Origin of the sequence: Paenibacillus sp. 23TSA30-6, from assembly GCF_014858585.1 — a bacterium.
Classification (GTDB): Bacteria; Bacillota; Bacilli; order Paenibacillales; family Paenibacillaceae; genus Paenibacillus.
In genome coordinates this window covers 43828-70767 of record NZ_SLTL01000022.1, presented here as the reverse complement: position 1 = coordinate 70767, position 26940 = coordinate 43828, and the positions used below count along the sequence as shown (strand labels likewise).

The window sequence follows — 26940 nt, the reverse complement described above, 5'->3', positions numbered from 1 at the left end:
GCTTATACCCCTTCCCACTTGCGAACAGCAAGACAGACGTTGTGCCCCCCGAAACCAAAGGAATTGCTAATCGCCGCGCGGACCTCGCGTTCCTGATATACATGCGGCACAAAATTCAATTCAGGAGCTTCAGGATTGTCGCAATTGAGTGTCGGTGGTACTTTGCTGTGAATCATGCTCTGCACAGTCGCAATTAATTCGACTGCCCCTGCACCGCCCATTAAATGGCCAGTCATGGATTTAATAGACGATATCGCCAAACGGGGGGCATGCTCCCCGAATACTTTTTGAATAGCATTAATCTCCATACGATCATTAAACGGCGTACTTGTACCATGAGCATTGACATAGTCGATTTCCTGCGGTGTCAAGCCACCATCCTGCAGTGCAATGCTGATCGCTTCTGCCGGACCGGAGCCTGAGGGATCTGGAGCCGTGATATGATACGCATCAGTTGTACATCCGTAACCTGCAACTTCGGCCAAAATGGTGGCCCCTCGGTCCAAGGCATGCTCCAGCTCCTCAAGCACCAAGACCCCTGCTCCTCCACCGATGACGAATCCATCGCGGTCCACATCAAACGGGCGACTGGCCTTCTGCGGCTCCTCATTTCGTCTGGAAAGAGCATGAATATTCGCAAAAGATGCCAAATCAAGCTGACTAAAATTGGCTTCTGCTCCTCCAGCGACCACAACATCTGCCGTGCCATACTGGATCGTACGTAATGCCTCACCGATGGCATTACTTCCAGTAGCACAAGCCGTAACAACGGCAAACGAAGGTCCCTTGGCTCCGATAGCAATGGAGATTTCACCAGGCGCAGAATTAATCATCATCGAGGAAACAAAATAAGGAGAAACCCTTTTGGGGCCAAGCTCTGTTAATTTCCTGTAGTTCTCCTCTATGACGTCGAGGCCTCCTGCTCCAGAGCCGACAATAACACCCACGCGGCCTGCATTCCGCTCGTCAATCACTAATTTCGATTGCTCGACTGCCTGACGGGCAGCCGCCAAGGCAAATTGGGTAAACTGTGCTACTTTATTAGCTTCCTTCTTACTCATATATTGCAACGGATCAAAGCCCGTAACCTGTGCGCCAATCTTCGTCGGAATGTCCGCTGTATCAAAAGCAGTGACAGGTCCGATTCCGCTCTTTCCTTCCAACAGTGAATTCCAGAAATCTGAAAGATTAAGCCCAACCGGCGTTACGACTCCCTGTCCTGTCACCACAACACGTCTTCTCACTGTACCCACGTCCTTCGCTGAAATTAATTCTTGGAAGCCTGTTGCTCGTAGAGAGGAAAGTCGCCATACACATGACTGATTTTCTCATGCACATCCGCAAGATCAGCATATACCTCGACGACCACAAGCTTGTTCTCCTGATACTTTTGCCAAGCAAGCTGAAGCTGTTCCCGGGCCTCCCCCTTGCTCCGGATCGCAAGACTTTCCACAAACTCATACTGTGGAATTTGGATTCCTGTCTTGGCCGCCTCGGAGACAAATGGGAGGGACTGCCCTGAAAGGTGCTTATAATTCATCTGATTTTGCAACCAACCATACCCGCCATTATTGAGTACGAGATAGATCAGCGGTATTTGATACTCCACCGCCGTCATAAAATCTGAAAAGAAGAGATTAAACGCACCGTCACCTACAAGTGCCACTACTGGACGTTGTGTTGCCACGCTTGCTCCCAGAGCAGCCGCCGCACCGAATCCAAGACTCGTTTGATCACTAGGAACAATCGAAAGAGAACCGTGGGCAAAGCGAAAATATGGATAAAAATAGGACCACATATCCTGCAATCCATTCTCTTGAAGAAGCACCAGATTCTCAGGGAACTCTGTCTGAATCATGTCCAACAGCTCAGGAACGTGGATTCCAGGGGTCTTTTTCAGCTCTTCCAGATAAATAGCCCTGTGAGAAAAAGCCTCCTGTTTACAACTCCTAATCGTTTCAAGCCACACTCCATCAGGCTCCTGTCCGCGCCGTCCAAGCCACTGCTCCACCGCTGCATATCCATCACCAAGCACCTTGATACCCCTGTATTCGTGTGCAAAATCCTCCAGATTTACATTGACTTGAATTAAAGGTGTATCCTGTAGCAAAATATCCCACTCGAAAGTAGCCGTTTCTTCCAATCGACTGCCCAGTGTGATCACCACATCAGATTCCTTCCAGATTTGTCTTAGACTGAGATCCGTATAGAGCCCGGCAACACCACAGAAGAGTTCATAGTCTTCATCAACTACGCTCCGTCCCGAGGCGGTTGCGAACAAGGCCGCTCCATGTTGGGTAGCGAACCGCTCAATCACATCACCTGTACCTGACTTCATTCCGCCTCCGACTAGAATGAGTGGCCTGCGGGCAGTCTCAATAATTCCCCACGCCGCATCCAACTCCCGACGAGACGGAGAGCACGACAGCTTTTCTGGTGGGGTAAACTGAAGCCCTGTCGGCACAGGCTGGTCCATCAGGTTTTCGGGTAGTTCAATATAGACCGGACCTGGAGCCCCATTGATCGCCAAAAAGGCTGCCCGCTCCAGCGCCCATACAAGTCGATCCACATGCTCGACACGGTAAGCCCATTTTACGAGCGGCTTCACGAGTGAGACTTGATCTGCCTCCTGAAAGGATCGGGTACCCAGCTTGTCCCCTCCGGTGCCAAGCGCCAAAAGTAAAAGCGGAGCACCCAGGTTCTTCGCTTCCAGCAGCCCTGTAAGTGTATTACTAAGCGCAGGGCCTTTACCTACAACACATACGGACATCTGGTTGGTTGTGAGTGCATAGCCTGCTGCCATGAACACAGCATTACGTTGATCTTTGCACAGAATAAAATCCATACCGGATGAGGGGAGTGACGATACGATTTTGAGATCATCACTTGGTAATCCAAAGAGATGCTGAACCCCAGCCGATTTTAAGTAGCCAATGATGGCATCCCAGGGGAATAAGCTCGCAGTCATACCAAACTCCTCTTTTCCGACAAATATTCTGCGACAATTTTTGAAATCAAAATGGGCTTCGAAACGAGCTTGAAATCGTAAAAAATATAGTTCGACATCGTGCCATAGCCACCAAAGGGCTTATTGCCCTGATCCACATCCTCAAGCGTCTCATTAATGGTCAGCGTGTGCTTCTTTCGCAGGACGTCCGTCAGGTGATCAGACCCGTATAAGCTGCAGCCCATCGCACGTTCACTGAAATAGCTGGAGGAAATACGCTTGATTAGCTGCTCGTCGTCTCGGTAGCTAACCACGTTGAAGACCGGTGAAAAATACTCAATAATCTCCAAATCCTGATCTAGCTCGCTATATACAATCGTCGGCTCCATCTTTTTCGTACGGAAATCAATGCCACCGCCGTAAATAATAAACTTATCGTTCGTATTAAAATATTCCGAAACCGAATACAGCGTGTCTTTATAGAAAATAGGGGAATAGCTCGCGTTCGGATCATTGTTGGCTCCAAACACCAGTTGGTCAAGCCGCTCAATTAGCAAGTTTTTAAAATTCTCCGTCACATCTTGATGCACCAGAATGATGTCGGGTCCCAGGCAGTCCTGTCCAGAATTGAACAATCTCATTCGGATCACATCGGTAACCGCCAGCTCCAGATCGGCATCAGGTCCAATGATGAAAGGATTTATCCCTTGTCCGTAAAAGATGTAGAGCTGTTCTTTTCGAATCTGTTTTTTGATTTTCTCCGCATTGGTATAGCTACCCGTGAACACCACAATATCAGCTGGCAAAACGGAATTTTCCATGAAAACTCTCTGGCTAACCTTACGAATATAGATGGGTAATCCATGTACAGCCTGGAGCTTTTCATGCAGCATGTTGACGTACTCGTTTACGTGAGAAGAAGGACGAAAGTCTATATTCTCAACGTACAGGGACGGAATCAAGAGGTATAATGCATAGGAATACAAAACGACGTTGGAAGGCATAAATACAGCCATAGATCGTTGCAGGCTTGGTTGATAGGTCTGCACTTCTTGTAAAGCACCTTGAAGTGTGAGGATCGTGGAATCAATTTCTGCATCGGCGGCCCGATAAGATGAAAATTGGGTGAGAATATCCATCACTTCCTGCCGATGCTCAATCAAATAATTAAGGCACTTCAGAATTGCTTCATGCCTTTCCAAAAAAAGCGTGTTTTTTGCCAGTTCCGGATTCATACTCATGGTGCAATCTCCCTTTCCTATATGCAGTTTTTGTTAGACATCTTTTCTTTCTGCCAGGATACTCTATAAACCAGATAGGGCCTCCGTTTACTCAACACTTACACTTTGCGAGAAGCAGCTTTCTCCAGGGCAATGTGCTCCATCTCCAGCCGATCTACTTTTCCATTGCGATTTAAAGGAAAATGGGCGAGCAGAAGCAAAAGATCGGGAAACATGTATGAAGGAAGTACCCGATTCATCTCTTTGCGGAGTACAGACAAAGCCTGCGGGGATTCGCCTTCGATGAATGCAACAAGCAATGTCCCTTTCGCCTCGTCCTCCAAGGTGATCACGCAGGATCGGTAACCTAGCGAACCAATCCGGTCCTCGATATAGACCGGAGATACCATATAGCCCATCCGGTTGACCGTCTTACCGTTGCGACCAATGACATACAGCATTTCGTCATCCAGGTAGCCCAGATCGCCCGTCTTGAACCAGCCGTCCTGAAGAACCGACTGCGTCAGGTCTGGACGATTCAGGTAGCCTTCCATGCATCCCGCACTGCGTATCCACACTTCGCCTACGATGCCGTCCGCCTGCTGCTCGCCAGCAGCATCTAGTATTTTCAGATCCACACCCGGCAACGGCTTGCCACAACCTTGTGGACACTCCAGCGTCCCCAGCGTAACGTTGCCCAATTCAGAAAGGCCGTAACCATTCAGCAAGGGCTGTCCAAATATGTTGTTAAATTTCTCTTCGAGGTCTTGGGTAAGTGGAGAACCGCCTACGCACCACATGCGCACCGGAGCTTCCTTGACCATTTCCAGTTGTTCGGGTTTTCGGTTTAGCATACGCAACAAGGTGTAAAAAGCCGAGGGGTTAGCGTCTACGACCGTCGCCCGGTCCTTCGTAATACTTGCAATGACGCTCCAGAGGTTTTTAGGATTGCAAATGATGAGAGAACATGAGGTTAACCACCAGGAGAAGATAAGTGAGATTCCATAAAAATGAGAGAAAGGCACAACGGGGAGCATATGGTCAGACGGCAGGTAGTTCATGGCGTGTATGGAATGCCTGATATTCTCCATAAAAGCTGAACCAGCTTTCACGATTCCCTTGGGTTTTCCCGTCGTACCTGAAGAATACAGAATGAGGGCATCCGATCTCTCGCACCACTTGTTAAAGTCGATGCCATGGATCTCCGGCTCTCCAACCCAATGTGGGTGTACTGCTTCTTCTTGGATTAGATCTTGAATCAGAATAACAGAAGCATGAGAAAGTCCTGGATCGCAATCGGTCAGGATACAGCAGGCACCCGCTTCGTCGTAAATTTGAGCTATTTCATCAAGCACGGTCTGCTCGTCCACTACAGTCACCGAAACAGCAATGTTGCACAGGGAGAACAGAGACACAACAAAATAATAAGAATTGGCCGCTTTCAGAATCACTCTGCCTTCTTCAGGAATTCCCCGGAGAGCCAACATACGGGAGAAGATCGTAACATCCCGCTCCAGACGCTCCCTTGTCATAATCCCTTCAGGTGAGATAATACGGCAATCCGTATGCGTAACAAGCACAGCGTTCCCTCCTTACATTCCCGTAATATGGTATCCTGCATCAACATGGATAACTTCTCCCGTAATGCCTCTCGATAAATGGGAAAATAGGAATAATGCGGTATCTCCAACTTCGGACGTGTCGACCGTCTTGCGTAGGGGCGTCGTCTCTTCAATATGCTTTAGCATCGTGCTAAAATCCTTAATCCCATATGCGGCTAAAGTCCGTATGGGACCAGCCGAAATCGCATTGACACGAATACCATAAGTACCCAGATCGTTCGACAGATAGCGCATGCTTGCTTCCAGTGAAGCCTTCGCCACACCCATAACGTTGTAATTCTTGATCGCTCGTTCTGCGCCAATATACGTCATGGTGACGATACTTCCACCCTCCGTCATCAGCGGGTAAATTCGTCGGGAAACAGCAGCCAAAGAATAGGCACTGATTTCTTGAGCAATGGCGAATCCCTCGCGAGAAGTGTCGACGAACAGGCCGTCCAAATCCTCAGCCTTAGCATAGGCAACACTGTGAAAATAACCATGCAGGACGCCTACTTTCTCCTTTAGAAAATCCGCCAGTGCATCCAATTCTTCATTGCTTTGTACATTACAGGGACAGACAATGGACCCCGGAATCGTTTCAACGAGCTTTAGCACCCGATCTGCGACCCTCTCATTTTCGTAAGTAAAAATGAGCCTTGCTCCTTCAGCAGCTAAAGATTGGGCTGTCCCCCAGGCAATACTCCTGTTATTAGCCACGCCCATAATCAAAATGTTCTTACCACTCAGCAGTGCTGCCACAGAAACCACCTTTCTCATTTACATTTTTCGACAAAAAAACAACTTAATTTCGTATGTCTACATATATAGACATATGTAATCTTTTCTGGAATATTATCATGTTAGTTGCCAAAGTTAAACAATCGACGTTTTACGCAGATTCAAGAATTCATCTAAAATTCATAAATATTTGCAAGACATAAAATCATCTTATTACTCTCCTTCTTAAAAAGGTCAGGAGAACACATGATGCGTGCTGTCTGTCAGCTCACGAAAAAATAATCTGAACTGCTTCTGTTGGTCTGTGTTCAAATCGGAAGGAATCCATACGAGTGAAAAGGTAGAGAGGCAAAAATGAGGTGACTGTCAAAGCGAGAGTAGTGTAAAAATATTATTTTTTGCTCCCCACAATAGCGACGGACTCAGCAAACTACAGGAAGTGACAACTTCATTTTTTACCATCAATGTCCCTTCCGATTTGAACATCCTGATTGATCGGTCTTATTTCATCCGAGTGTGCTGAGGGCTACGCCTTATTTTTCTTTGGAGCCAAAGTATAGCTAAAGGAAACAATAAAGTCGATTACCAGAACGATTGCCCATGTACTCATAATGCCATCCAAGGAAACCGTACGCTGTGGATCATCTACATACACAATGATAGCAAACAGTAGAGCGTTGCCAATGACCCAGCCCAACAGGTGAAGCAACCACCCCGTCCGTTCCTCTTTTGCATGAGCAGCCCCATATTTGCGTTCGGGCTTCGGTCCCTTGCCAAACCAATGAGAGAACCGCACATCTGCCCATTTAATTAACCTATGACCAAATGCCACCGTAATGCCAAGATAGCAAGCCGCCAGGCCAGTAGCAGTCGTAATCTCCATGCCGCTGCTCACCGTGATGAACACCGCAATCAGTAACAGGACATCAATAATAGGAGTACACAGTAAAAGAAGACCGCCTAATTTCTTTAAGCCAAACATATATCTTGCGATCAACCCTAAAACAACAAAAACCCAGAATAAAACTTCAGCACTAATAATAAATAAATACATAATAGATAATTCCTTTCAAATTGAAATTGGTAAACCCCTCAGCTATCCCCCTTCCATGCCCACTATCATACAATATTATACATAATATTCCTAGTATCTTGTCTATAATTACATAAAAGGAAACAAATAGCCTTTTTTCTACAAAAAAATAGTCTCTGTCAAGTCCATGGTGCCTCATTTTCTCAAATTGGATACTTTTCATGATATGCTGCACATTAGACGATGATGATGCAAAATGAAAAAAGATGCACCCGTGTCAATCAGCACGGGTGCATCTTTTATCTTTTTACACTATTGAGCTATCCAATCACGATATGTCCTTCGGGACGGCGGTACAGCGTTTTGGTAGAGCGTGGACGAATGGCATAAGCAATCGTAAGCGGCCCAATTCTGCCTATGAACATGGTCACACAAATAATCAGCTTTCCCGCATCAGACAGTCCCGGGGTCACACCTACCGACATGCCCACCGTTCCGATCGCAGAGGCAGCCTCAAACGCAAGTGAGAGAAAAGGCGCATCCTCTGTCATTAAGAGCAGCATGACCACAATGGAGAAGATGAATAGCGCCAATACAATAATGGTCAGCGCACGCATCATAATATCTTTAGGAACCCGGTGGCGAAAGAACACAATTTCCTTCTGTCCCCGCATGACGGCAATTAGGGCGCCAACCATCAGCAGGAACGTAGTCGTTTTGATTCCTCCCCCGGTGGAGCCCGGAGAAGCACCGATAATCATCAGCAACATAATAAAAAACTGGCTGGCCTGCCTTAACCCGCTGATATCTACTGTGCTGGTACCCGATGATCGAGTGGAAACGGACTGAAAGACAGATGCGTACACTTTTTCTTCCCAGTTCATTGAGCCCAAGGTTCGTGCATTGGTAAACTCAAAAATAAATATGACCAGCGCACCAATCACAATAAGCCCACCCGACACACTTAACACCATTTTGGAGTGAAGACTCAGTCTCCGGGTGCGGCGAAAATCGAACAGATCACTTAGTACAAGAAAGCCCAATCCCCCTGAAATGACAAGCACAGATGCAATCATATTGAACACAAAATCTCCGGCATACCGTTGGAAGCTGCTTCCGAACAGGTCAAATCCCCCGTTATTAAAAAGAGATACCGAATGGAATATTCCGTAGTATATCGCTTGTCCGACGGGCATCTCCCTCATCCACCGCAAAGCCATGACTACGGCAGCTATTGCCTCAATGGTAAAAGAGAAGATCAGCACCTTGCGGATAATACGCACGATTCCTTCCATGCTGTCGGCACTAATAGCTTCTTTGAGCAGCAGTCGGTCCTTCAGCGACAATCGACGCCCCAACAGCAACGCAAACAATGTCGCCAAGGTCATAAAACCAAGTCCGCCCAGTTGCATCAGCACCATAATAACGGTCTCTCCAAACATCGTATAGGTTGAATCAACGTCAACCACGACTAATCCTGTGACACAGGCAGCGGAGACGGACGTAAAAAGCGAATCAATCCAATGTGGAGCATGCCCGCTATGATTGGATATAGGAAGCATCAGCAGTAAAGTGCCTAATGCAATAATCAGCAAATATCCGATGACCAATATAAAAGGAGGGGATGCAAACCGGGTTAGCTTGACGCTGCGTTTCATTAGAAGTTTTCTCTCCATCCGTTCTTATGAAAAAGAGGAACAAGACACGGGAAGCCCGGCTGATCCTCTATATTCATAATTTATGTTATTCTACCGTACGGTTACGCATATGCGGGAAAAGCAGCACATCGCGAATGGAAGGAGCATCTGTCAGCAACATAACCAAGCGATCGATGCCGATGCCCAGTCCGCCTGTTGGCGGCATGCCGTATTCCAAGGCACGGATAAAATCATCATCCATTTCATGAGCCTCGTCATTGCCGTGCTCACGTTCCAGCAATTGTGCTTCAAAACGTTGACGTTGGTCAATCGGATCATTCAGCTCAGTGAATGCGTTAGCATGCTCACGAGCTACAACAAACAACTCGAAGCGATCCGTAAAGCGTGGATCTTGTTCGTTTCTCTTCGCCAATGGCGAGATTTCAACCGGATGCCCGGTAATAAAGGTCGGTTGAATAAGTGTTTCCTCTACAAATTGTTCGAAGAAGGCATTCAGAATATGTCCAAAGGTCATATGCGGCTCTACCGGCACTTTATGCTCTTTCGCAAGGCGATGAGCTTCTTCATTGCTCAATTGTGCGCCAAAATCCACGCCTGTTACTTCTTTAACCGCATCAACCATAGATACTCTGCGCCATTGCGGCGTCAGGTCCACTTCCTGGCCCTGATAATGAATACGCTGTGTGCCAAGCACTTCTTGCGCAATGTGAGCCACCATGTTTTCCGTCAATTGCATGATGTCCTGGTAGTCAGCATACGCTTCATACAGCTCAATCATCGTAAACTCAGGGTTATGGCGAGTGGATATACCTTCATTACGGTAAACGCGACCGATCTCATATACTTTCTCCAATCCGCCGACAATCAGTCGTTTCAGATGAAGTTCAATGGCAATACGCATATATAGCTGCATGTCCAGTGCATTATGATGTGTAATAAACGGCTTGGCCGCCGCCCCACCTGCGATGGAATGCAGTGTTGGCGTTTCAACCTCCAAATAACCGAGCGAGTCCAGATAACGGCGCATGGATTGAATAATACGGGAACGTGTAATGAACGTTTTTTGTACTTCCGGATTCATAACCAGATCGACATAGCGCTGACGGTAGCGCAGCTCAACATCCTTCAGACCATGATATTTTTCCGGCAATGGGTACAACGATTTGGACAATACCTCAAGGTCCAGCACCTTAATGGTGGTCTCGCCTGTTTTGGTCTTGAACAGTACGCCTTTAATCCCCACAATGTCGCCCAGATCCAAAATACCGAATGCTTTGTATTTGGCTTCCGGCACGGTATCTTGACGAACATAGATTTGAATACGTCCACTGAGATCCTGTACATGGGCAAAGCTGGCTTTCCCCATAACCCGTTTGGCCATAATACGGCCTGCAATGCTAATTTCAATATTCTTTTCTTCCAGTTCTTCCTTAGTCAGACTGTCATACTTGCTTAGCAGTACACCCGCCTCAGCTGTGCGTATGTATTTACGACCAAAAGGGTCAATGCCCAACGAGCGAAGCTCGTCCAATTTGGCGCGGCGAATTTGCAGCAGTTCGCTTAGTTCCTCACGATTTTCTTGAGGTTCCTGGTTAGTAGTTTCATCCGACATGGTGCTAAATCAGCTCCTTCAATATGAATAGACGGGCCGGGGTCCGTCCGGGTGTGAGAAAAAAAGCTTCCCCAAGGAAGCTTTTACATTCAATTCCAAAGTCCGTGTCTTATTTTTTGATATCCACGATTTTATATTGTATAACGCCTGCTGGAACGGTAACATCCACAACAGTTCCTTTTTTCTTACCAAGCATTGCCTTGCCAAGCGGACTTTCATTGGAGATTTTATTCTGTAGCGGGTCCGATTCAGCTGAACCTACGATCGCATACTCTGTAACATCTCCGAATTCCATATCCTCAACGGTCACGGTTGCGCCTACTCCCACAACATCAGTTTCAATTTCATCACTATTGATAATGCGGGCATTGCGTAGCATTTTTTCCAGTGTAATTACACGGCCTTCAATGAAAGCCTGCTCATTCTTCGCATCCTCATACTCGGAGTTTTCACTGATATCCCCGTATCCGATAGCTACCTTAATCCGTTCCGCCACTTCACGGCGTTTGACAGACTTCAGGTTCTCAAGCTCATCTTCGAGCTTTCTAAGACCTTCCTGTGTCAGAATGACTGCTTTATCGCTCATCTTAACCGATTCTCCTGTCATGGGAAAAGTTTAAAAGTGCATCGGAATGCACGCTTTCAAAACATAATATGCCACTCTGAGGGAATGAGAACATTTCCTGCTGTTGTCTTGAGAGCTGCATACAATTTGTAGCATACATCAAGATTTTATACTGAACGATTATAGGGCAAGTAATTGGAAAAGTCAATCACATACAAAGGCAGAAACAGCTTCCTTATTGCGCAACGGCGGCAGGAGAAACAGCCTCTGTGGAATGTTCATTATTTTCTACCGTGTGTAGTCCGGATACAAAACCATCCAAAATACGTACCATATCATCACGTTTCGTTTCTTCCATAACAACGTCCTTAATGCGTGCAGAGCCTCTAAGTCCTTTGAGGTACCAGGCCAGATGCTTACGCATTTCGCGTACAGCCACAGCTTCACCCTTCAATGCCACCAGACGATCCATATGCAGAATGGCAATGCGGATTTTTTCTTCCGGTGAAGGATCAGGCAAAAGCTTCCCTGTCTGCAAATACTCAATCGTACGGTACAGCATCCAAGGATTACCCAGAGCGCCGCGTCCGATCATAACACCGTCACAGTTGGTCAAATCCAGCATCCGGCGGGCATCTTCCGGTGTTGCCACGTCCCCGTTTCCGATTACAGGAATGGAAACTGCTTCTTTAACTTCTTTTATAATATCCCAGTTCGCATGTCCCGTATACAATTGCTCCCGTGTACGACCATGTACGCTGACAGCCTGACCTCCGGCACGTTCTACGGCGCGGGCGTTCTCTACGGCATAAATATGCTCGCTGTCCCATCCAATACGCATTTTCACGGTAACAGGTTTGCTAACGGATTCCACGACTGCGGATACCATTTCATAAATTTTATTCGGATCAAGCAGCCAGCGGGCACCCGCATCACATTTGGTTACCTTCGGAACCGGGCAGCCCATATTGATGTCAATAATATCTGCGTTCGTCTCCTGATCCACAACCTTCGCCGCTTCCACCAAGGATTCACGGTCTCCCCCAAAAATTTGCAGACTGAGCGGCTTCTCGCGCTCATCTACGAACAGCATCTCACGGGTGCGCTTGTTGCCGTGAATGATCGCCTTGTCACTAACCATTTCTGCGCATACCAAGCCTGTGCCAAATTCCTTGGCAATCAGACGGAAAGCAGGGTTACACACGCCCGCCATCGGAGCCAGGACGACCTGGTTTTTCATTTCAATACCGCCGATTTTCAACATTCTCTGTTCACTCCTTTATTCATACTTGTATATGGTGTACTTATCGTCATTCCGTCAGTTCCCGGACTTGTATTTCTAGGGTTTGGGCAATAAGGTTCAGCATGTCAGGCTCTATTGTTCGATTGCCCCGTTCCACAGCACCCAGTATGGCCAACGATATGCCAGTTCGCTCAGCCAACTCCTGCTGCGTAAATCCTTTTAGCTTCCGAAAGGCGCGAAGCCGTTGTGCCAACTGCATGTTTTCCAAAACTGTATGCCGTCCTTTCCATCCAATGATTTCAATGCGGTATGCACGATACTGTACAGGCCGGATGGATCTTGGTTCGGAACGATATCAGCCAATGGGACAAGCACAAAAGCACGCTCCAGCATGCGGGGATGAGGAAGCTCCAAATCCGTTGTAGCGAGCTCCACCGCTTCCATCCATAACAAATCCAAATCAATGGTGCGCGGACCGTTAGGAATATGTCTTACTCGACCCAGACGGCTCTCTACTTCTAACATGAAGGTCAGAAGCTCTTCTGGAGCAAGTGTTGTGGATACGGCTGCTGTCATGTTTAGAAAAGAAGGCTGATCCAGATACCCGACAGGCTCTGTTTCGTACAGGCTGGAGCAACGCAGCACCCGTATACCCGGATGTTCGTCCAGCGCCGTGATGGCTTCATACAGGGTATGCTCACGATCCCCCAAATTAGCCCCTAAAGCAATATAAGCCTCTGATGCCTCAGAGGTCGAATGTGCGTTCATGTACCGTTCCTACTTTCTTGCGCGATAAAGCTCAACCGTCACGCCCTCAAAATGAATATCGAACGGCGGATGCGGCTTTGTGACTTTGACAGTCAGTGCATTGACACTAGTATAAGTGTCCAGTAAGGAAGATGCAATACGTTCGCCCAAAGCTTCAATCAATTGGTAAGATTCCTTTTCTACAATATCTTTAACGGTGTAATGCACCTCAGCGTAATTAACCGTTTTGTCCAATGCATCCTGCTCGCCCGCCTCACGCAGATCAAGCTCCAGTTCCAAATCAATGTAGAAACGCTGTCCCAGCTTGCGCTCTTCAGGAAAAACGCCATGATATCCATAATACTCCATGCGATGCAAAACCATTTTATCCACCGGTAATAAGCCCCTCTTTTTTAATTGAATTTTTTTATAATAAATTTTTTTCTGAAAATGCAGTGACTTTATGCGGGCAGTAGCGTAGCGAATTATTTGAATCCGAAGAAGCGTAGCGCTCGCCTTTGCAATGGGATTTTTACCTCTACATGTTTTACCAATTCAAAGAATCCCGTTGCAACAGCGATCGCAGGATCAAATGATTCGTGAAGCGGGCTTTACCCGCCATAACTCAGTGCATTTTTGGACCCGTACACCATCGCATCACACATCCGTACCGTGCGTTTGATTTGCGCAACATCATGTACACGCACTATCTGACAGCCTTGGGCAATGCCAAAGGCGACAGTAGCTGCTGTACCCTCAACTACATCATCTACAGGCAAATCCAGCGCTGTACGGATAAATCTTTTGCGTGACGTCGCTAATAACAGCGGATAACCCAACTGACTTAGCGTATCCAGAGAAGTCATAGCATGAATATTTTCGTCGTAATCTTTGGCAAACCCGATGCCGGGATCTAAAATGATCTGTTCCGCACGTACACCTGCCTCCAGCGCCAATCCGATACTTCCTTTTAAATCATCAATCATATTAGGTATAAAATCGCTATAGTTACGGTCATGACGATTATGCATTAAAATGACTGGACAATCGAATTGTGAAGCTACATGTGCCATGTCAGGATCTGCCTTAAATCCCCACACATCATTGATGATATGCGCACCCGCTTCAAGGGCCTGCCGGGCTACTTCAGCTTTGTAAGTATCCACAGACAATGGAATGTGAGGAGCAATACGGTGAATAGCCTGTACTACCGGAATGACACGGGCCAGCTCTTCTTCCACACCTACCGGATCATGCCCCGGCCGGGTAGACTCCCCGCCAATATCAATAATATCGGCTCCATCCTCCACCAGCTTCAAGGCATGTAAAACAGCAATCTCCAGACTATTGTGCAATCCGCCATCGGAAAATGAATCCGGGGTCACGTTCAGTATACCCATCACCTGAGTGGCATTTCCGAGCGTAAGCTCGGCATCGCCCATCTGATAGCTTCGTCGGTAAATGGTCGGTATATTCAATTTATCCCTGCTTTCTCTCTGTAATCGTGTAACAGCAGAGCGGTTATGGAACCGGTCTGTGTCCAGGCATCGGATAACCGGTACGTCGTTCCATCCGGCTCCAGCAACAGGTTCACAGGCCGGATTTCCTGTATGGAATTCGTCATAAATATTTCATCAGCCAGTCGCAGCTCGTCCCAACGGTATAGACCCTGCTCACAGTGGACACCTCTCGCTTGCGCCAGTTCTAGAATGAGTCCACGTGTAATCCCTGACAGGATACCTGTGGACAGGTCTGGGGTGTACAGCGTACCGTTTCGGACAAAAAACAGGTTGCTGACCATTCCTTCTGCCAGGAAACCGTCTGCCGTAAGCATCATGCCTTCAGCCTTATGCTGGACGGCAGTGACGTACTGCTGAAGCTCTCGCTTGGCGAGAATGTTATTCATATAATGGAGCGACTTTAAACGAATCTCGCCCTCGGGCGTGTTTCTCGGAGTTCGCAACAACTGAAGCGCCGATACGGCAGTCGTTCCCACGGCTTCTATATGCGTAGCGGGTAACGGCTTGGCGAACAAAATATGGTTAGGGCGCGTATAGTCACCAGACGGCAAGCCGAGTATCTCTTCGCCCGCAGACACTGTGTAGCGGATATATGCTTCGTTCAGACCATTCGCGACCATCAGACTGTGGATATGCTCGGTAAGCTGGTTCTTGTCCGGTTGAAAAGGAATGCCCAGCATCTGGCAGCCCTCTGCCAGTCTGTGCAAATGGCGATCAAGCAGGAACGGAACTCCCTTGTAGGTACGGAAGGTCTCAAACAGGCCCATTCCGTACAAAAAGCCGTGATCACTTACGTGAATCACGGCATCTGCGGCTTCCGTGAGGGCGCCATTGACTCCGATGTATTTCATCAATCAGACGCCTACCTTGCGTTTCAGGAAATTGCGTAACAGTTGATGTCCGTGGTCCGTAATGATGGACTCCGGATGGAACTGAACTCCTTCCACGGCAAACTCTTTATGCCGCAAGCCCATAATTTCACCTTCCGCAGTTTCAGCGGTAATTTCCAGACATTCAGGCAGGCTCTCGCGCTCCACCAGCAAAGAATGATACCGGGTCGCTGTGAACGGGGAAGGCAAGCCTTCAAATACCGATGTATTATGGTGGAGAATCGGTGATGTTTTGCCGTGCATGAGTCGTTCAGCCCGGATAACATGACCCCCAAACGCCTGTCCGATGGCCTGGTGACCGAGACAAACGCCGAAGATCGGAATCCGTCCTTTAAAGTGGCTAATCACGTCCAGCGATATTCCCGCCTCATTCGGCGTGCATGGACCTGGCGAAATCAGAATATGCTCTGGCGCCAACTCTTCTATGCCTTTCAGATCAATCTCATCGTTCCGTCTTACGGTTACTTCCTCGCCAAGCTCACCCAAGTACTGAACAAGATTGTACGTAAACGAATCATAGTTATCAATCACCAAAATCATACGACTCACCCTCCTGTGATACCGCTCTTGCTCAAAGCGGCTTCTTCTTCACCACATTGTACTGCCTTCATGACGGCTCTTGCCTTATTTCGGCACTCGCGATATTCCCTGTACGGGTCTGAGTCAATGACAATGCCTGCACCTGCCTGTAAATAGGCCGTGCTGCCTCTGACAGCTAGTGTTCTTATTATAATATTTAATTCCATATTGCCGTTATAGTCAATCCATCCCATGGACCCTGTATAAGGACCACGCCGGACAGGCTCTAATTCTTCAATAATTTCCATAGTACGCACCTTGGGCGCTCCGGTAATGGTTCCCCCCGGAAAGGTAGCAGCAATCACATCTAAAGCGGTACGACCCGCGGCCAGCTTGCCCTCTACTTGAGAAACGAGATGCATCACGTGCGAATAGTACTCGACAGTCAGCAACTCCGGCACATGCACCGTTCCGTATTCAGCAATCCGGCCGATATCATTACGTTCCAGATCGACGAGCATAATATGCTCGGCACGCTCTTTTTCGCTCGATAGCAGCTCGGCAGCCATGGCGCTATCCTCTTCCGGTGTCAGTCCTCGCCTTCTCGTACCTGCAATGGGACGTGCGCTGACGCGTCCATCTTCCAGCTTAACCAACAATTCCGGCGAACCGCTGACGATTCGTAAATCCGGCATACGCAGCAGGCCCATGTAAGGGGAAGGGTTCAGCAGGCGAAGCCACTCATAGATATCCTCAGGTTGGGCTACCAGCGTACGTTGCTGACGAATCGACAGGTTTACCTGAAACACGTCACCTTGTGCAATGTATTCCTGCACGCGCATTACGGCGTGTTCAAAGTCCTCTTGGTTGAAAGCTGCTTTCCAGCCTTCTGCTTCATGATGAGTAGCGAACGGCTCTTCTTCAGCAAGCCTTGCGCAACGGCGAATATAAGCAGGGTCAGATGCTCCGGCTTGTATGATGTTTTCCCACTGGGTCAGCATACGTTCTGCACGCTGGACAGCTTCTGCGTAATATTCGGAAAGTATGGCTTTCTGCTGATCCCAAGCGACATCATCGACATTGACGGTGTTACTACTGACGGTATCCAAGTGAACAGGTGTGGGCGTATGAACAGCGCAATAAATACGGCCTTCCTCATGATCATAGATCCATAGCTCGTTCACTTGCATCCATACATAGTCCGGTATGCCTGTATCGTCTGCTGCCTGCATCGGTAGGCGCTCCAGTGAGCGAGCTACATCGTAGCCAAGATAACCAGCAAAGCCCCCAGTGAAAAAAGGAATACCCGGTACGCGCGGCGCACGGTAGGGAGCGATCCAGTCGTTCATGACTGTCAGGGGCTGACCTTGTATGAGATCACGCTTGCCGCTTTTTAGATCGGTCCAGACTGCCTGTTCCCCTTTACCTTCCAATAAAGCAACCGGATTTAAGCCCAGATAGGTGTATCTCCCGCCTTTAGCGCTCTCCAGTAAAAAGGCATAGGGTGACGAATTCTCCCATGCCTTCTGCCATGATAACGGTAAACCGTCCGCAGGTAACTGATACTCAGCAATATATGGGATTATACTCCATCCTTCCTTCTGCCAGGCCTGCCACTGTGCCTCCGTTACTCTAGCTGTCGATTTCATGCGTGTGCTTCCCCTTCCCTTACTTTGCGCAAAGTTCTGTATGCTAATTTTTAAAAAGAATCCCCCACCCCCCTGACAACAGGGAAATGAGGGACTCCTTACATATAGTATACACAATTACAACGTAATTACAGTTCGAAATTATACAGTGGCGTACTCAGGTAACGTTCACCATTACTTGGAACGATGACAACAATGCGCTTGCCTTTGCCCAATTCTTTAGCCAGTTTCAAAGCTGCATGAACAGCCGCACCGGAGGAAATACCTGACAAGATACCCTCTTCCTTGGCTACTGTACGCGCAACTTCGAAAGCTTCATCGTTTTCTACATGAATAATTTCATCATAGATGTCACGGTTCAAAATTTCAGGAATGAAGTTGGCACCAATTCCCTGAATTTTGTGGGGTCCTGGCTTACCACCAGCCAAGATTGGAGAAGCAGCCGGTTCTACAGCAACGATTTTGATTTCAGGGAATTCTTTCTTAAGCACTTCCCCTGCACCAGAAATAGTACCGCCTGTACCAATCCCTGCTACAAAACCGTCCAAGCTGCCGCCGATGGAGCGAATGGCTTCCACGATCTCAGGACCTGTCGTTTCACGGTGAATTTTGATATTGGCTTTGTTCTTGAACTGCTCGGCAGCAAAATACTCCGGATTCTCACTCAGCAGCTCTTCCATTTTCTTAACAGATCCGTTCATGCCTTCCGATCCGGGTGTCAGCACAAGTTCTGCTCCGTAAGCACGCAACAAGTTGCGACGCTCCAAACTCATTGTTTCTGGCATAACGATTACTGCCTTGTAGCCCTTCGCGGCTGCAACCATGGCCAAGCCGATTCCTGTATTACCGCTGGTAGCTTCAATAATCGTACCGCCTGGTTTGAGCAGTCCTTCACGTTCGGCCTCTTCCACCATACTAATCGCGATGCGGTCTTTTACACTGGACCCCGGGTTCTGGTATTCCAGTTTCAAATAAATTTCTGCGCTATCTTCCGGTACGATCCGGTTAAGACGGACGAGAGGGGTCTCCCCGATAAGTTCGGTAACGTTATTGACGACTTTAGCCATGATAAGTTCCTCCCTGACATTGAATGTTATATTAATTTTTTGCAGAATCACATTGTTAATCAATCCTGATTTTAATTTCCGATAAAAAAGGTGGGTTTTCCACGATAATCATAACAATCTTCAAATCCATTGTCAATACGAGCCATAAAATACACGACTCCTCCAGCTCTGATTTTCAGCATCGCGCTTCCTTCAATCCAAGAATCGCTCACTCTGTTTATAGAGAAATGGATGGCATATCTTTTCCAGGCAAAATCCGTACCCCGTATTTATCACGCAGGCTTTTCTCTACCTCTTCCAGAGGAGCAGCTTGAGCGAGTGCAAGTGAGCGACGAATTCGCTGTCGAATCTGTTGTTCGTTCGTGGGAGCTTCCAGGCGGATATCCTGTACAAAAATGACGGCATAACCCTCGTTAACTGCAATGGGACCAGCAACATCACCGGAACTTAGCTCTCTCGCTGCCTCCATAATCTCTTGCGGCTGAAAAGGATCATACTCGTCCACCCATCCCAGCTGTCCACTTTTGTCTCTGCCGAAAAGATGACTGGAATGTTCTTGAAGCAATGTATCAAAGCTTTCTCCCTGCTTGACCCGTTCCAGCAGCATCTCAGCTTCCTCCGCTTGGGTCGCGTATATAGCTGCCAGCTTGATCTGCTTGCCGACTGCAAATTCCTCCGGGTGCTGCTTCCAGTACTGGTCAATATCAGCTTCCTGAACCTGAATACCCTGTGTGGCTATTTTCTCCAACCCAATCCGGTATTCCGCCTCACTCCGCAAATCATCCGGATTTAAGCCAAACTGTTGCTGCATTTCCTCAAAATAGGCGCGATCCGAAGCATACCCTTTGCTATCTTGCTCCAAAACCTGCTGCAAATCCTCTTGGGTAACCTTGATACCGAGACGCCCAGCCTCCGCCTCCACAACTTTGCGGTTTAGCATTTGTAACAGTGTAGTGGCTCCATAGCGTTTTTTCAGCTCCGCAATCCACTGCTCCTCCGATATGCCTTCCTGACCCATTTCCGCCACAGCATGATCGCCGTCGCCCTTGGTTACATCACCCGGCTTTAACAGCCCGCGAAGCATGATAAGACCACCCAAGGCGGCGACACTGACGGTCAGGATAATGACAGCAGTCCATAATCCTTTCTCCCGTGTAGTCATCGCTCGCACCGCCCATCCGGTTAGGCTTTGGCTTGATCTAACAGATTTTGCAATTCGTCTTTATTAAACTGATAAGCCTCATTACAGAAATGGCACACGACCTCGGCCTGTCCCTCTTCCTCAATCAGCTGCTCCAATTCGCTTTCTCCCAAGCTGATCAATGTTTTTTCCACACGCTCTCGCGAACATTCACATTGGAAATGAATATCCATTTCGTCGAGAACCCGAACGTCCGGCAGCATCCAGCGCAGCATTTCATCAAGCTCTAAACCCTGATCCAACAGAGCTGTAACTGGCGGAATGGAGCCGACTGCATTTTCGATGGCCGTAATCTCATCATCATCCAAGCCCGGAAGCAATTGAATAATAAATCCGCCTGCCACGATAACCGAATTATCGGTATCCACCAGCACGCCTAAACCCACTGCTGAAGGTGTCTGCTCCGATTTAGCAAAATAGTAGGTGAAGTCCTCACCCAGCTCGCCGGAAATAATCGGGGTACTGCCCCGATAGGATTCTTTTAACCCCAAATCCTTGATGATATGAATAAAGCCCTCTGTTCCGACAGCACCTGCTACATCCAGTTTGCCCATACTATTACTCGGCAAATGTACATGCGGCTCGGACACATAGCCCCGCACCTCACCTACAGCGTTAGCATCAACGACGATTTGTCCAATTGGACCGTCACCTTTAACTTGAATGGTCAGTCGCTCTTTACCTTTTAACATAGAACCCATAATGGCACCCGCTGTAAGCGTTCGTCCCAAAGCAGCGGTGGCGGTAGGATACGTATCATGTCTTCTCCGCAGTTCCTCCACCAGTTCTGTTGTCCGAACCGCAAAGGCTCTGACCCTTCCATCCATAGCTGTACCACGAATAAGTCGATCCTGTTTCTTTTCCATATTGAGTTCCTCCCCTATTCTCAGAGCAGCTATATGCTGTTATTTTCGTTAGTAAGTGTTCCCGCATAACTACAAAGCATGATTTTCTGCTATATAAATAACCTGTATCTACAGATCACGCGAATCGTTCAAAAACGTAACATATTTCAGTATAGACGAAAAACGCCGCCAATCCAAACCGGTTTCATCTCCGGCTGGCCTCGGCGGCGGCTTATATTCATTTTTTATTCAGCGTTACGTTGGTAAATGATACGCAATCCTTCCAGCGTCAACATCGGCAACACTTTCTGAATGCTCCGTGTCTCCGAGGCAATTAACTCGGCAAGACCTCCGGTAGCAATAACCGTAGGCTCTGCCTGCATTTCCTCCTTGATGCGCTCCACAATACCGTCCACTTGCCCTGCATAACCGAAAATGATCCCCGCTTGCATAGCATGAACCGTATTGCGGCCGATGACCTTCTTGGGTTTTTCCAGTTCAATGCGAGGCAGCTTTGAAGCTCGTTGATACAGCGCCTCCGTCGATATCCCGATACCCGGCACAATGACCCCACCCAGGTAGTTTCCCTTGGCATCAATACAATCAAACGTCGTCGCCGTTCCAAAATCGACCACAACCAGAGGACCGCCATACCGCTCGACAGCAGCAACCGCGTTCACGATCCGGTCAGCCCCTACTTCCCGGGGATTTTCATAACGCAGATTAAGACCGGTCTTGATTCCCGGTCCGACGATGAGGGGTGTTCTGCCTATGTATTTGTCGCACATTTCCTCCAACACATGAACCAGCGGTGGAACGACTGAGGAGATAATGACCCCTTTAATATCATCCTTCAATACACCGCCCATACTAAAAAGATTATGTATGAGCACGCCATATTCATCTGCGGTAGCCTGTCTGGAGGTGCTGATCCGGTAATGATGCAGCAGCTCTCGCCCCTGATACATCCCCAGCACAATATTGGTATTGCCCACATCCACTACAAGAATCAATCGGTGTCACCTATCTTTCTTTGCGTTAAGGTCAAGGCTGATATCCAGATTATGAAAAGAGTACGTCAGCCTGCCTACAGAAATCACATCTACGCCGCTCTCAGCCATCGCACGCACCGTATCCAGCGATACATTGCCTGAGGCTTCCGTTTTGACATGTGGAGCTTGTTCCCGAATGAAACGAACTGCTTCCTTCATGTCCTGAACGGACATGTTATCCAGCATAATAATATCCACTCCGGCATTCAGCGCTTCCTGAACTTGTTCCATATTTTCCGTCTCTACTTCAATCGTCATCGTGTGCGGAATATGGGTACGTGCCCGGGTCACCGCCTGTATAATCCCACCCGCACCCTTGATATGATTATCCTTAATCATAATGGCATCGTACAAGCCAAACCGATGGTTGGAACCGCCACCCACACGAACAGCGTACTTTTCAAGCAGCCGATGCCCTGGTGTTGTTTTCCGTGTGTCCACCAAGCGCGTCGAGAGTCCATGAAGCTGATCAACAAAGGATTTGGTTCGCGTCGCAATGCCCGACATCCGCTGAATCAAGTTTAGAGCCAAACGTTCTCCCGTCAGAATCGCATGGGTACTCCCTGTCACTTCTGCCAGAACAGTTCCCTGCTCAATCCACTGCCCATCAGTCACCAGTGGAGTGAAGGACAGCGAGGGGTCTACGACCCGAAATACGAGTTCTGCCACGGGCAAGCCCGCAACAACGCCAGACTCCTTGGCATGGATTACCGCCTTGGATTGGTGATTCGGCTCGATGGTCCAGCGCGTGGTCACATCGCCCGATCCTGTATCTTCTCGCAGCCAGCTGCGAATTTGTGCTGTCAGTTCTTCCTGATACCCGCTAAACTCTCCATAATGCTCGCTGTTAGATGTCATGAACGCATTCCTCCGTTATCCCTTGCTCACGTCGCTGCTGGACATGCTTGCGCCATACGCCATCGTCTGCTGTAGGGAAATCGTCACGGTAATGTGCTCCCCTGCTTTCCTCACGCAGCAACGCCCCATCCGTGACCAGCAAACCACAGGTGAGCAAATTGGCAAACTCAATCTCTTCCCGACTGGTCAGGACAGCGCTGAAAACGGACATCTGCCCCCGTAGCTGATCCAGTGCTGCTTGCAGCCCCTCCCCATTCCGACGGACTCCGACATAATGAACCATTGTTTCTTGCAGCTTAAGCTGCTGCTCCATGATAGACGAAGCAAGAGAGTCCACGCGGTTGTCATTGTAGGAAATCAGCGTATGACCGGCCAGCGGCGGTAAAGAATGTAACCGCTCGACAATCCTGCTGCCGAATACGACCGCCTCAGATAACGAATTACTCGCCAAACGATTAGCCCCGTGTACACCAGTGGAAGACACCTCACCACATGCGAACAGGCGTGCAAGGGTGGTTTCTCCATACAAATTGGTCTGGATACCGCCCATCATATAATGCGCAGCGGGCGCTATGGGAATCCAATCCGCCGTTATATCCAGATCAAAGGACAGGCATGTCCGATAAATGGTTGGAAACCGTTGCTTGATCCGTTCAGAAGGCTCATGTGTAATATCCAGATATACAAACGAAGCCTGCGTACGTTCCATCTCATGAACGATGGCACGAGCTACAATATCCCTTGGTGCCAGTTCCTGTCGGGAATCATACTGCTCCATGAATCGCTCTCCATGAATATTGCGCAGCACTGCCCCCTCGCCCCGCACGGCTTCGGAAATCAGGAATCTTGGAGCGCCCGGATGACACAAAGCTGTCGGATGAAACTGTATAAATTCCATATCCCGCACAGCTGCGCCGGCGCGATATGCCATAGCAACCCCGTCCCCGGTCGCGATATCGGGATTGGTCGTGTATCGATATAATTGTCCGCCGCCCCCGGAGCATAAAATCGTTGCATTCGCAGTGACATATAATCGTTCGCCATTCGGCTTTTGAACCAGAGCACCGATGCACTCGCCATGCTCGGTCAGCAGGTCGATCACCATATGCTCGTTCCATACCTCGATAGCGGGATGATCAGCGACCTTCTCTGACAATGCACGAACAATTTCATAGCCAGTGGCATCCCCATTTGCATGCAAGATGCGCCGATGGCTATGTGCGCCTTCCTGTGTCAGCGCAAGTTCGCCATTCTCCCGGTCAAAGGCCGTCCCTAAACGTATTAATTCCTGTACACCGCCTGGCCCCTCATGAACAAGGGCCCTGACCGCTTCCGGTTCACACAGACCTGCACCTGCAATCAGAGTATCTTGAATATGATAAGCGGGTGCATCCTCAGCCGAAGTGACAGCGGCGATGCCGCCTTGCGCATACTTGGTGTTGCTTTCCAACAATGCCTTCTTGGTAATTAGCAACACCCGCCGATTCTCCGCAGCCTTAATGGCCGTATATAAGCCCGCAATGCCGGAGCCGATAATCATCGCGTCGGCTTCGTATTTGGGTAATTCCGCTACATCAAAATCAACCAGATATCTTGGAATCATGCCTTCACCTGTTTCACAGAAGAATAGCGCACACCATAGGTTGTACAGTATGCGCTCACGGTATATGTTCAAAAGGATTGAAAGTTGGTTACAGCGGCTGACAGCTTGTATAAGCTAAGAACACGAACAGCCGTTTATTTAACAATAAATGTACACAACGTTCCTTCGTCTGTCAAATCGCCTCAGCTATTTCTCCAGTATTTAAAAAGCTCCGGAAAACCAATCGTTACTGGTTCTCCGGAGCTTTCATCTACGCTTATTCAACTGTCAACCTGATAATCAGGTTGTTGTCGGTGGAGTACCACCAGAGTTGCCCGAATTATTACCGTCCTCTGGCTTTTGCAGATTAGGAATATCATTCGGTTGATCCGTTGTATTCTTTGGCTCGTCATCCTTGCCTTGAATACGTACACGAACGTCTCCGATGTTGTCGATCACAGGCTCACCATTTTCCGGTGTACCTTCCCCCTCATTCGTGCTGCCGTCCAAAGAACCTGTCTCGATCAAACGTTTAATTTGCTCAAGCTCCAAGGTTTCTTCTACCAGCAAGGTTTGGGCGATCAAATGAACCTCTTTGGAATACTTGGTCAGGAGTTCTCTGGCACGCTCATAAGACTCGGTGATGAAACGATTCATCTCCTGGTCAATCTGATAAGCGATCTGATCACTGTAGTTCTGCTCATGACCGATATCCCGTCCAAGGAATACCTGACCTTGCGAAGTACCGAACTGCATTGGACCGAGCTTCTCACTCATACCGTATTCCACGATCATGCTGCGTGCGATGCTTGTTGCTTGTTGGAAGTCACTGTAGGCACCTGTTCCGATTTCACCAATGAACAGTTCCTCAGATACGCGTCCACCCAGCAAACCAGTGATTTTGTCCAGCAATTCCTGCTTGGTCGTCAGCATGCGATCTTCCTTCGGAAGCATGATGACATATCCGCCTGCGCGTCCACGTGGAATAATCGTTACCTTGTGAACCATGTCGGCATTTTCCAGGAAGAAGCCGATAATCGTATGGCCTGCTTCGTGATAAGCTACAATCCGTTTCTCGCGGTCACTGATTACGCGGCTGCGTTTTTCTGTACCTACGATAACACGGTCGATCGCTTCATCCACTTCTCGCATCGAAATATCTTTACGGTCACGACGGGCTGCCAACAACGCAGCTTCGTTCAACAGGTTTTCCAGATCAGCGCCTGTAAAGCCTGTTGTACGCTTCGCGATAACATCCATTTTAACATCTTTAGTTAATGGCTTGTTGCGTGCATGTACAAACAACACAGCTTCGCGGCCTTTAACGTCTGGGCGATCAACTGTAATTTGACGGTCAAAACGTCCCGGACGAAGCAATGCCGGATCCAGAATATCCGGACGGTTCGTTGCGGCTACGATGATAATACCTTCGTTCGCTCCGAATCCATCCATCTCAACGAGCAATTGGTTAAGCGTCTGCTCACGTTCATCATGTCCGCCACCCAATCCAGCGCCACGTTGACGTCCGACAGCATCAATTTCATCAATGAAAATGATACATGGTGCATTCTTTTTCGCGTTTTCGAACAGATCCCGTACACGGGAAGCGCCGACACCGACGAACATTTCTACAAAATCAGAACCCGAAATGCTGAAAAACGGTACTCCGGCTTCGCCAGCAACAGCTCTTGCCAAGAGTGTTTTACCAGTACCCGGAGGGCCCACTAACAGGACACCTTTTGGAATACGGGCGCCCACAGCTGCGAACTTACGCGGGTCCTTCAAGAATTCTACGACTTCAATAAGCTCTTGCTTCTCTTCGTCGGCTCCTGCCACGTCTTCGAAGGTAACTTTCTTCTTCTCTTCGTTATAAAGACGGGCTTTGCTCTTGCCGAAGTTCATAACTTTGCCGCCACCGCCCTGCGCCTGATTGAACAGGAAGAAGAACAACAGGAACATGATCACCAAAGGAACAATAGAAGTCAAGAACGTTAGCCAAATGCTTTCGCCTTCCATTTTCTTCTGTACGTATTCAAACCCGTTCGTTTCACTAGCGGTAACCAATTCGGTTAAAGCAGAGTCCGTTGGCGGAACATACACAGAAAAATTGGTGGATTTGGCATTAGCCGGCTGCTTCTTATATGCACCGGTTACAAGATAGGCGTAACCGTCAAATTGGACCGTTACTTTAGAGATATTATTAGCTTTAACCTCTTGCCGTAATTGGTCATATCTAGGGAGATCGGAGGCTTCGTTACTGTTGCTGACAAACTGAACGATACCCACCACAACTAAAAAAAGAATCAAATAAAAACCAGAATTCCGGATGAACCGATTCATCCCCTACCTCCTCTCGAAACACTTAAGTTATTTTACCATAGCCTATAAGC

Annotated in this window: 24 protein-coding genes; all 24 read right to left on the bottom strand. The window is 48.3% G+C overall.

What is annotated here, in order from left to right; all coding sequences use genetic code 11:
- Nucleotides 1-2: 2 nt before the first annotated feature.
- Nucleotides 3-1244 carry a beta-ketoacyl-ACP synthase II gene (gene fabF, locus E0698_RS19020; protein WP_192512577.1) on the bottom strand — a complete coding sequence of 414 codons (1242 nt, stop codon included), beginning with the start codon at nt 1242-1244 and terminating at the stop codon, nt 3-5.
- Between the two features lie 23 nt (nt 1245-1267).
- Nucleotides 1268-2968 carry a thiamine pyrophosphate-binding protein gene (locus E0698_RS19015; protein WP_192512576.1) on the bottom strand — a complete coding sequence of 567 codons (1701 nt, stop codon included), beginning with the start codon at nt 2966-2968 and terminating at the stop codon, nt 1268-1270.
- On the bottom strand, nt 2965-4188 hold the full coding sequence (locus E0698_RS19010; protein ID WP_192512575.1) for an aldehyde dehydrogenase family protein: 1224 nt from the start codon (nt 4186-4188) through the stop codon (nt 2965-2967). The genes E0698_RS19015 and E0698_RS19010 overlap by 4 nt, the downstream gene beginning before the upstream one ends.
- Nucleotides 4189-4286: 98 nt before the next feature.
- Nucleotides 4287-5747, bottom strand: coding sequence for an AMP-binding protein (locus tag E0698_RS19005; RefSeq protein WP_192512574.1), 1461 nt, complete (start codon nt 5745-5747; stop codon nt 4287-4289).
- A 12-nt stretch (nt 5748-5759) separates the two neighbouring features.
- On the bottom strand, nt 5760-6530 hold the full coding sequence (locus E0698_RS19000; protein WP_044646065.1) for an enoyl-ACP reductase FabI: 771 nt from the start codon (nt 6528-6530) through the stop codon (nt 5760-5762).
- A 505-nt stretch (nt 6531-7035) separates the two neighbouring features.
- A complete protein-coding gene (locus tag E0698_RS18995) occupies nt 7036-7563 on the bottom strand; it encodes a hypothetical protein (protein WP_192512573.1) in 528 nt (175 codons plus the stop codon).
- A 299-nt stretch (nt 7564-7862) separates the two neighbouring features.
- Nucleotides 7863-9200: a TrkH family potassium uptake protein gene (locus tag E0698_RS18990; RefSeq protein ID WP_192512572.1), complete on the bottom strand. Its 1338-nt coding sequence runs from the start codon at nt 9198-9200 to the stop codon at nt 7863-7865.
- 85 nt (nt 9201-9285) lie between these two features.
- A complete protein-coding gene (gene lysS / locus E0698_RS18985; protein ID WP_192512571.1) occupies nt 9286-10812 on the bottom strand; it encodes a lysine--tRNA ligase in 1527 nt (508 codons plus the stop codon).
- A gap of 109 nt (nt 10813-10921) precedes the next feature.
- Complete coding sequence (greA, locus tag E0698_RS18980; RefSeq protein ID WP_134911717.1) at nt 10922-11398, bottom strand: transcription elongation factor GreA; 477 nt, start codon at nt 11396-11398, stop codon at nt 10922-10924.
- A gap of 214 nt (nt 11399-11612) precedes the next feature.
- Nucleotides 11613-12641 carry a tRNA dihydrouridine synthase DusB gene (gene dusB / locus E0698_RS18975; protein ID WP_192512570.1) on the bottom strand — a complete coding sequence of 343 codons (1029 nt, stop codon included), beginning with the start codon at nt 12639-12641 and terminating at the stop codon, nt 11613-11615.
- Nucleotides 12642-12687: 46 nt separating this feature from the next.
- Nucleotides 12688-12888: a helix-turn-helix domain-containing protein gene (locus E0698_RS18970; RefSeq protein ID WP_187644971.1), complete on the bottom strand. Its 201-nt coding sequence runs from the start codon at nt 12886-12888 to the stop codon at nt 12688-12690.
- Nucleotides 12840-13388 (bottom strand): 2-amino-4-hydroxy-6-hydroxymethyldihydropteridine diphosphokinase, encoded by a 549-nt coding sequence (gene folK / locus E0698_RS18965; RefSeq protein WP_192512569.1) that lies wholly within the window; start codon nt 13386-13388, stop codon nt 12840-12842. Before folK ends, E0698_RS18970 begins: the two co-directional genes overlap by 49 nt.
- A 9-nt stretch (nt 13389-13397) precedes the next feature.
- On the bottom strand, nt 13398-13760 hold the full coding sequence (gene folB / locus E0698_RS18960) for a dihydroneopterin aldolase (RefSeq protein ID WP_007428051.1): 363 nt from the start codon (nt 13758-13760) through the stop codon (nt 13398-13400).
- 218 nt (nt 13761-13978) lie between these two features.
- Complete coding sequence (folP, locus tag E0698_RS18955; protein WP_192512568.1) at nt 13979-14845, bottom strand: dihydropteroate synthase; 867 nt, start codon at nt 14843-14845, stop codon at nt 13979-13981.
- The gene (locus E0698_RS18950; protein ID WP_134911721.1) at nt 14842-15738 is read right to left on the bottom strand and encodes an aminotransferase class IV; all 897 of its coding nucleotides are present in this window, start codon (nt 15736-15738) and stop codon (nt 14842-14844) included. Before E0698_RS18950 ends, folP begins: the two co-directional genes overlap by 4 nt.
- Nucleotides 15739-15741: 3 nt before the next feature.
- On the bottom strand, nt 15742-16317 hold the full coding sequence (gene pabA / locus E0698_RS18945; RefSeq protein WP_044646054.1) for an aminodeoxychorismate/anthranilate synthase component II: 576 nt from the start codon (nt 16315-16317) through the stop codon (nt 15742-15744).
- Between the two features lie 5 nt (nt 16318-16322).
- Nucleotides 16323-17945: an anthranilate synthase component I family protein gene (locus E0698_RS18940; RefSeq protein WP_192512567.1), complete on the bottom strand. Its 1623-nt coding sequence runs from the start codon at nt 17943-17945 to the stop codon at nt 16323-16325.
- A 128-nt stretch (nt 17946-18073) separates the two neighbouring features.
- Nucleotides 18074-19012, bottom strand: a complete 939-nt coding sequence (cysK, locus tag E0698_RS18935) for a cysteine synthase A (RefSeq protein ID WP_134911724.1) — start codon at nt 19010-19012, stop codon at nt 18074-18076.
- Between the two features lie 217 nt (nt 19013-19229).
- Nucleotides 19230-20174 carry a peptidyl-prolyl cis-trans isomerase gene (locus tag E0698_RS18930; RefSeq protein WP_192512566.1) on the bottom strand — a complete coding sequence of 315 codons (945 nt, stop codon included), beginning with the start codon at nt 20172-20174 and terminating at the stop codon, nt 19230-19232.
- A 20-nt stretch (nt 20175-20194) separates the two neighbouring features.
- The gene (hslO, locus tag E0698_RS18925; RefSeq protein WP_192512565.1) at nt 20195-21079 is read right to left on the bottom strand and encodes an Hsp33 family molecular chaperone HslO; all 885 of its coding nucleotides are present in this window, start codon (nt 21077-21079) and stop codon (nt 20195-20197) included.
- 224 nt (nt 21080-21303) lie between these two features.
- Nucleotides 21304-22071, bottom strand: coding sequence for a type III pantothenate kinase (locus tag E0698_RS18920; RefSeq protein ID WP_134911727.1), 768 nt, complete (start codon nt 22069-22071; stop codon nt 21304-21306).
- A gap of 6 nt (nt 22072-22077) precedes the next feature.
- Nucleotides 22078-22968, bottom strand: coding sequence for a carboxylating nicotinate-nucleotide diphosphorylase (gene nadC / locus E0698_RS18915; protein ID WP_192512564.1), 891 nt, complete (start codon nt 22966-22968; stop codon nt 22078-22080).
- Nucleotides 22958-24571, bottom strand: coding sequence for an L-aspartate oxidase (gene nadB, locus E0698_RS18910; protein ID WP_192512580.1), 1614 nt, complete (start codon nt 24569-24571; stop codon nt 22958-22960). Before nadB ends, nadC begins: the two co-directional genes overlap by 11 nt.
- 279 nt (nt 24572-24850) lie before the next feature.
- Complete coding sequence (gene ftsH, locus E0698_RS18905) at nt 24851-26890, bottom strand: ATP-dependent zinc metalloprotease FtsH (protein WP_192512563.1); 2040 nt, start codon at nt 26888-26890, stop codon at nt 24851-24853.
- Nucleotides 26891-26940 lie beyond the last annotated feature (50 nt).

Excerpts from the sequence above, each read along its gene's own strand:
- E0698_RS18940 (WP_192512567.1), bottom strand. The coding sequence starts at position 17,945 with ATGAAATCGACAGCTAGAGTAACGGAGGCACAGTGGCAGGCCTGGCAG.
- E0698_RS19010 (WP_192512575.1), bottom strand. The coding sequence starts at position 4,188 with ATGAGTATGAATCCGGAACTGGCAAAAAACACGCTTTTTTTGGAAAGG.
- nadC (WP_192512564.1), bottom strand. The coding sequence starts at position 22,968 with ATGACATCTAACAGCGAGCATTATGGAGAGTTTAGCGGGTATCAGGAA.
- nadB (WP_192512580.1), bottom strand. The coding sequence starts at position 24,571 with ATGATTCCAAGATATCTGGTTGATTTTGATGTAGCGGAATTACCCAAA.
- greA (WP_134911717.1), bottom strand. The coding sequence starts at position 11,398 with ATGAGCGATAAAGCAGTCATTCTGACACAGGAAGGTCTTAGAAAGCTC.
- E0698_RS18995 (WP_192512573.1), bottom strand. The coding sequence starts at position 7,563 with ATGTATTTATTTATTATTAGTGCTGAAGTTTTATTCTGGGTTTTTGTT.
- E0698_RS18950 (WP_134911721.1), bottom strand. The coding sequence starts at position 15,738 with ATGAAATACATCGGAGTCAATGGCGCCCTCACGGAAGCCGCAGATGCC.
- cysK (WP_134911724.1), bottom strand. The coding sequence starts at position 19,012 with ATGGCTAAAGTCGTCAATAACGTTACCGAACTTATCGGGGAGACCCCT.
- ftsH (WP_192512563.1), bottom strand. The coding sequence starts at position 26,890 with ATGAATCGGTTCATCCGGAATTCTGGTTTTTATTTGATTCTTTTTTTA.
- pabA (WP_044646054.1), bottom strand. The coding sequence starts at position 16,317 with ATGATTTTGGTGATTGATAACTATGATTCGTTTACGTACAATCTTGTT.
- lysS (WP_192512571.1), bottom strand. The coding sequence starts at position 10,812 with ATGTCGGATGAAACTACTAACCAGGAACCTCAAGAAAATCGTGAGGAA.
- dusB (WP_192512570.1), bottom strand. The coding sequence starts at position 12,641 with ATGTTGAAAATCGGCGGTATTGAAATGAAAAACCAGGTCGTCCTGGCT.
- hslO (WP_192512565.1), bottom strand. The coding sequence starts at position 21,079 with ATGGAAAAGAAACAGGATCGACTTATTCGTGGTACAGCTATGGATGGA.
- E0698_RS18990 (WP_192512572.1), bottom strand. The coding sequence starts at position 9,200 with ATGAAACGCAGCGTCAAGCTAACCCGGTTTGCATCCCCTCCTTTTATA.
- E0698_RS18930 (WP_192512566.1), bottom strand. The coding sequence starts at position 20,174 with ATGACTACACGGGAGAAAGGATTATGGACTGCTGTCATTATCCTGACC.
- folK (WP_192512569.1), bottom strand. The coding sequence starts at position 13,388 with ATGAACGCACATTCGACCTCTGAGGCATCAGAGGCTTATATTGCTTTA.
- E0698_RS19015 (WP_192512576.1), bottom strand. The coding sequence starts at position 2,968 with ATGACTGCGAGCTTATTCCCCTGGGATGCCATCATTGGCTACTTAAAA.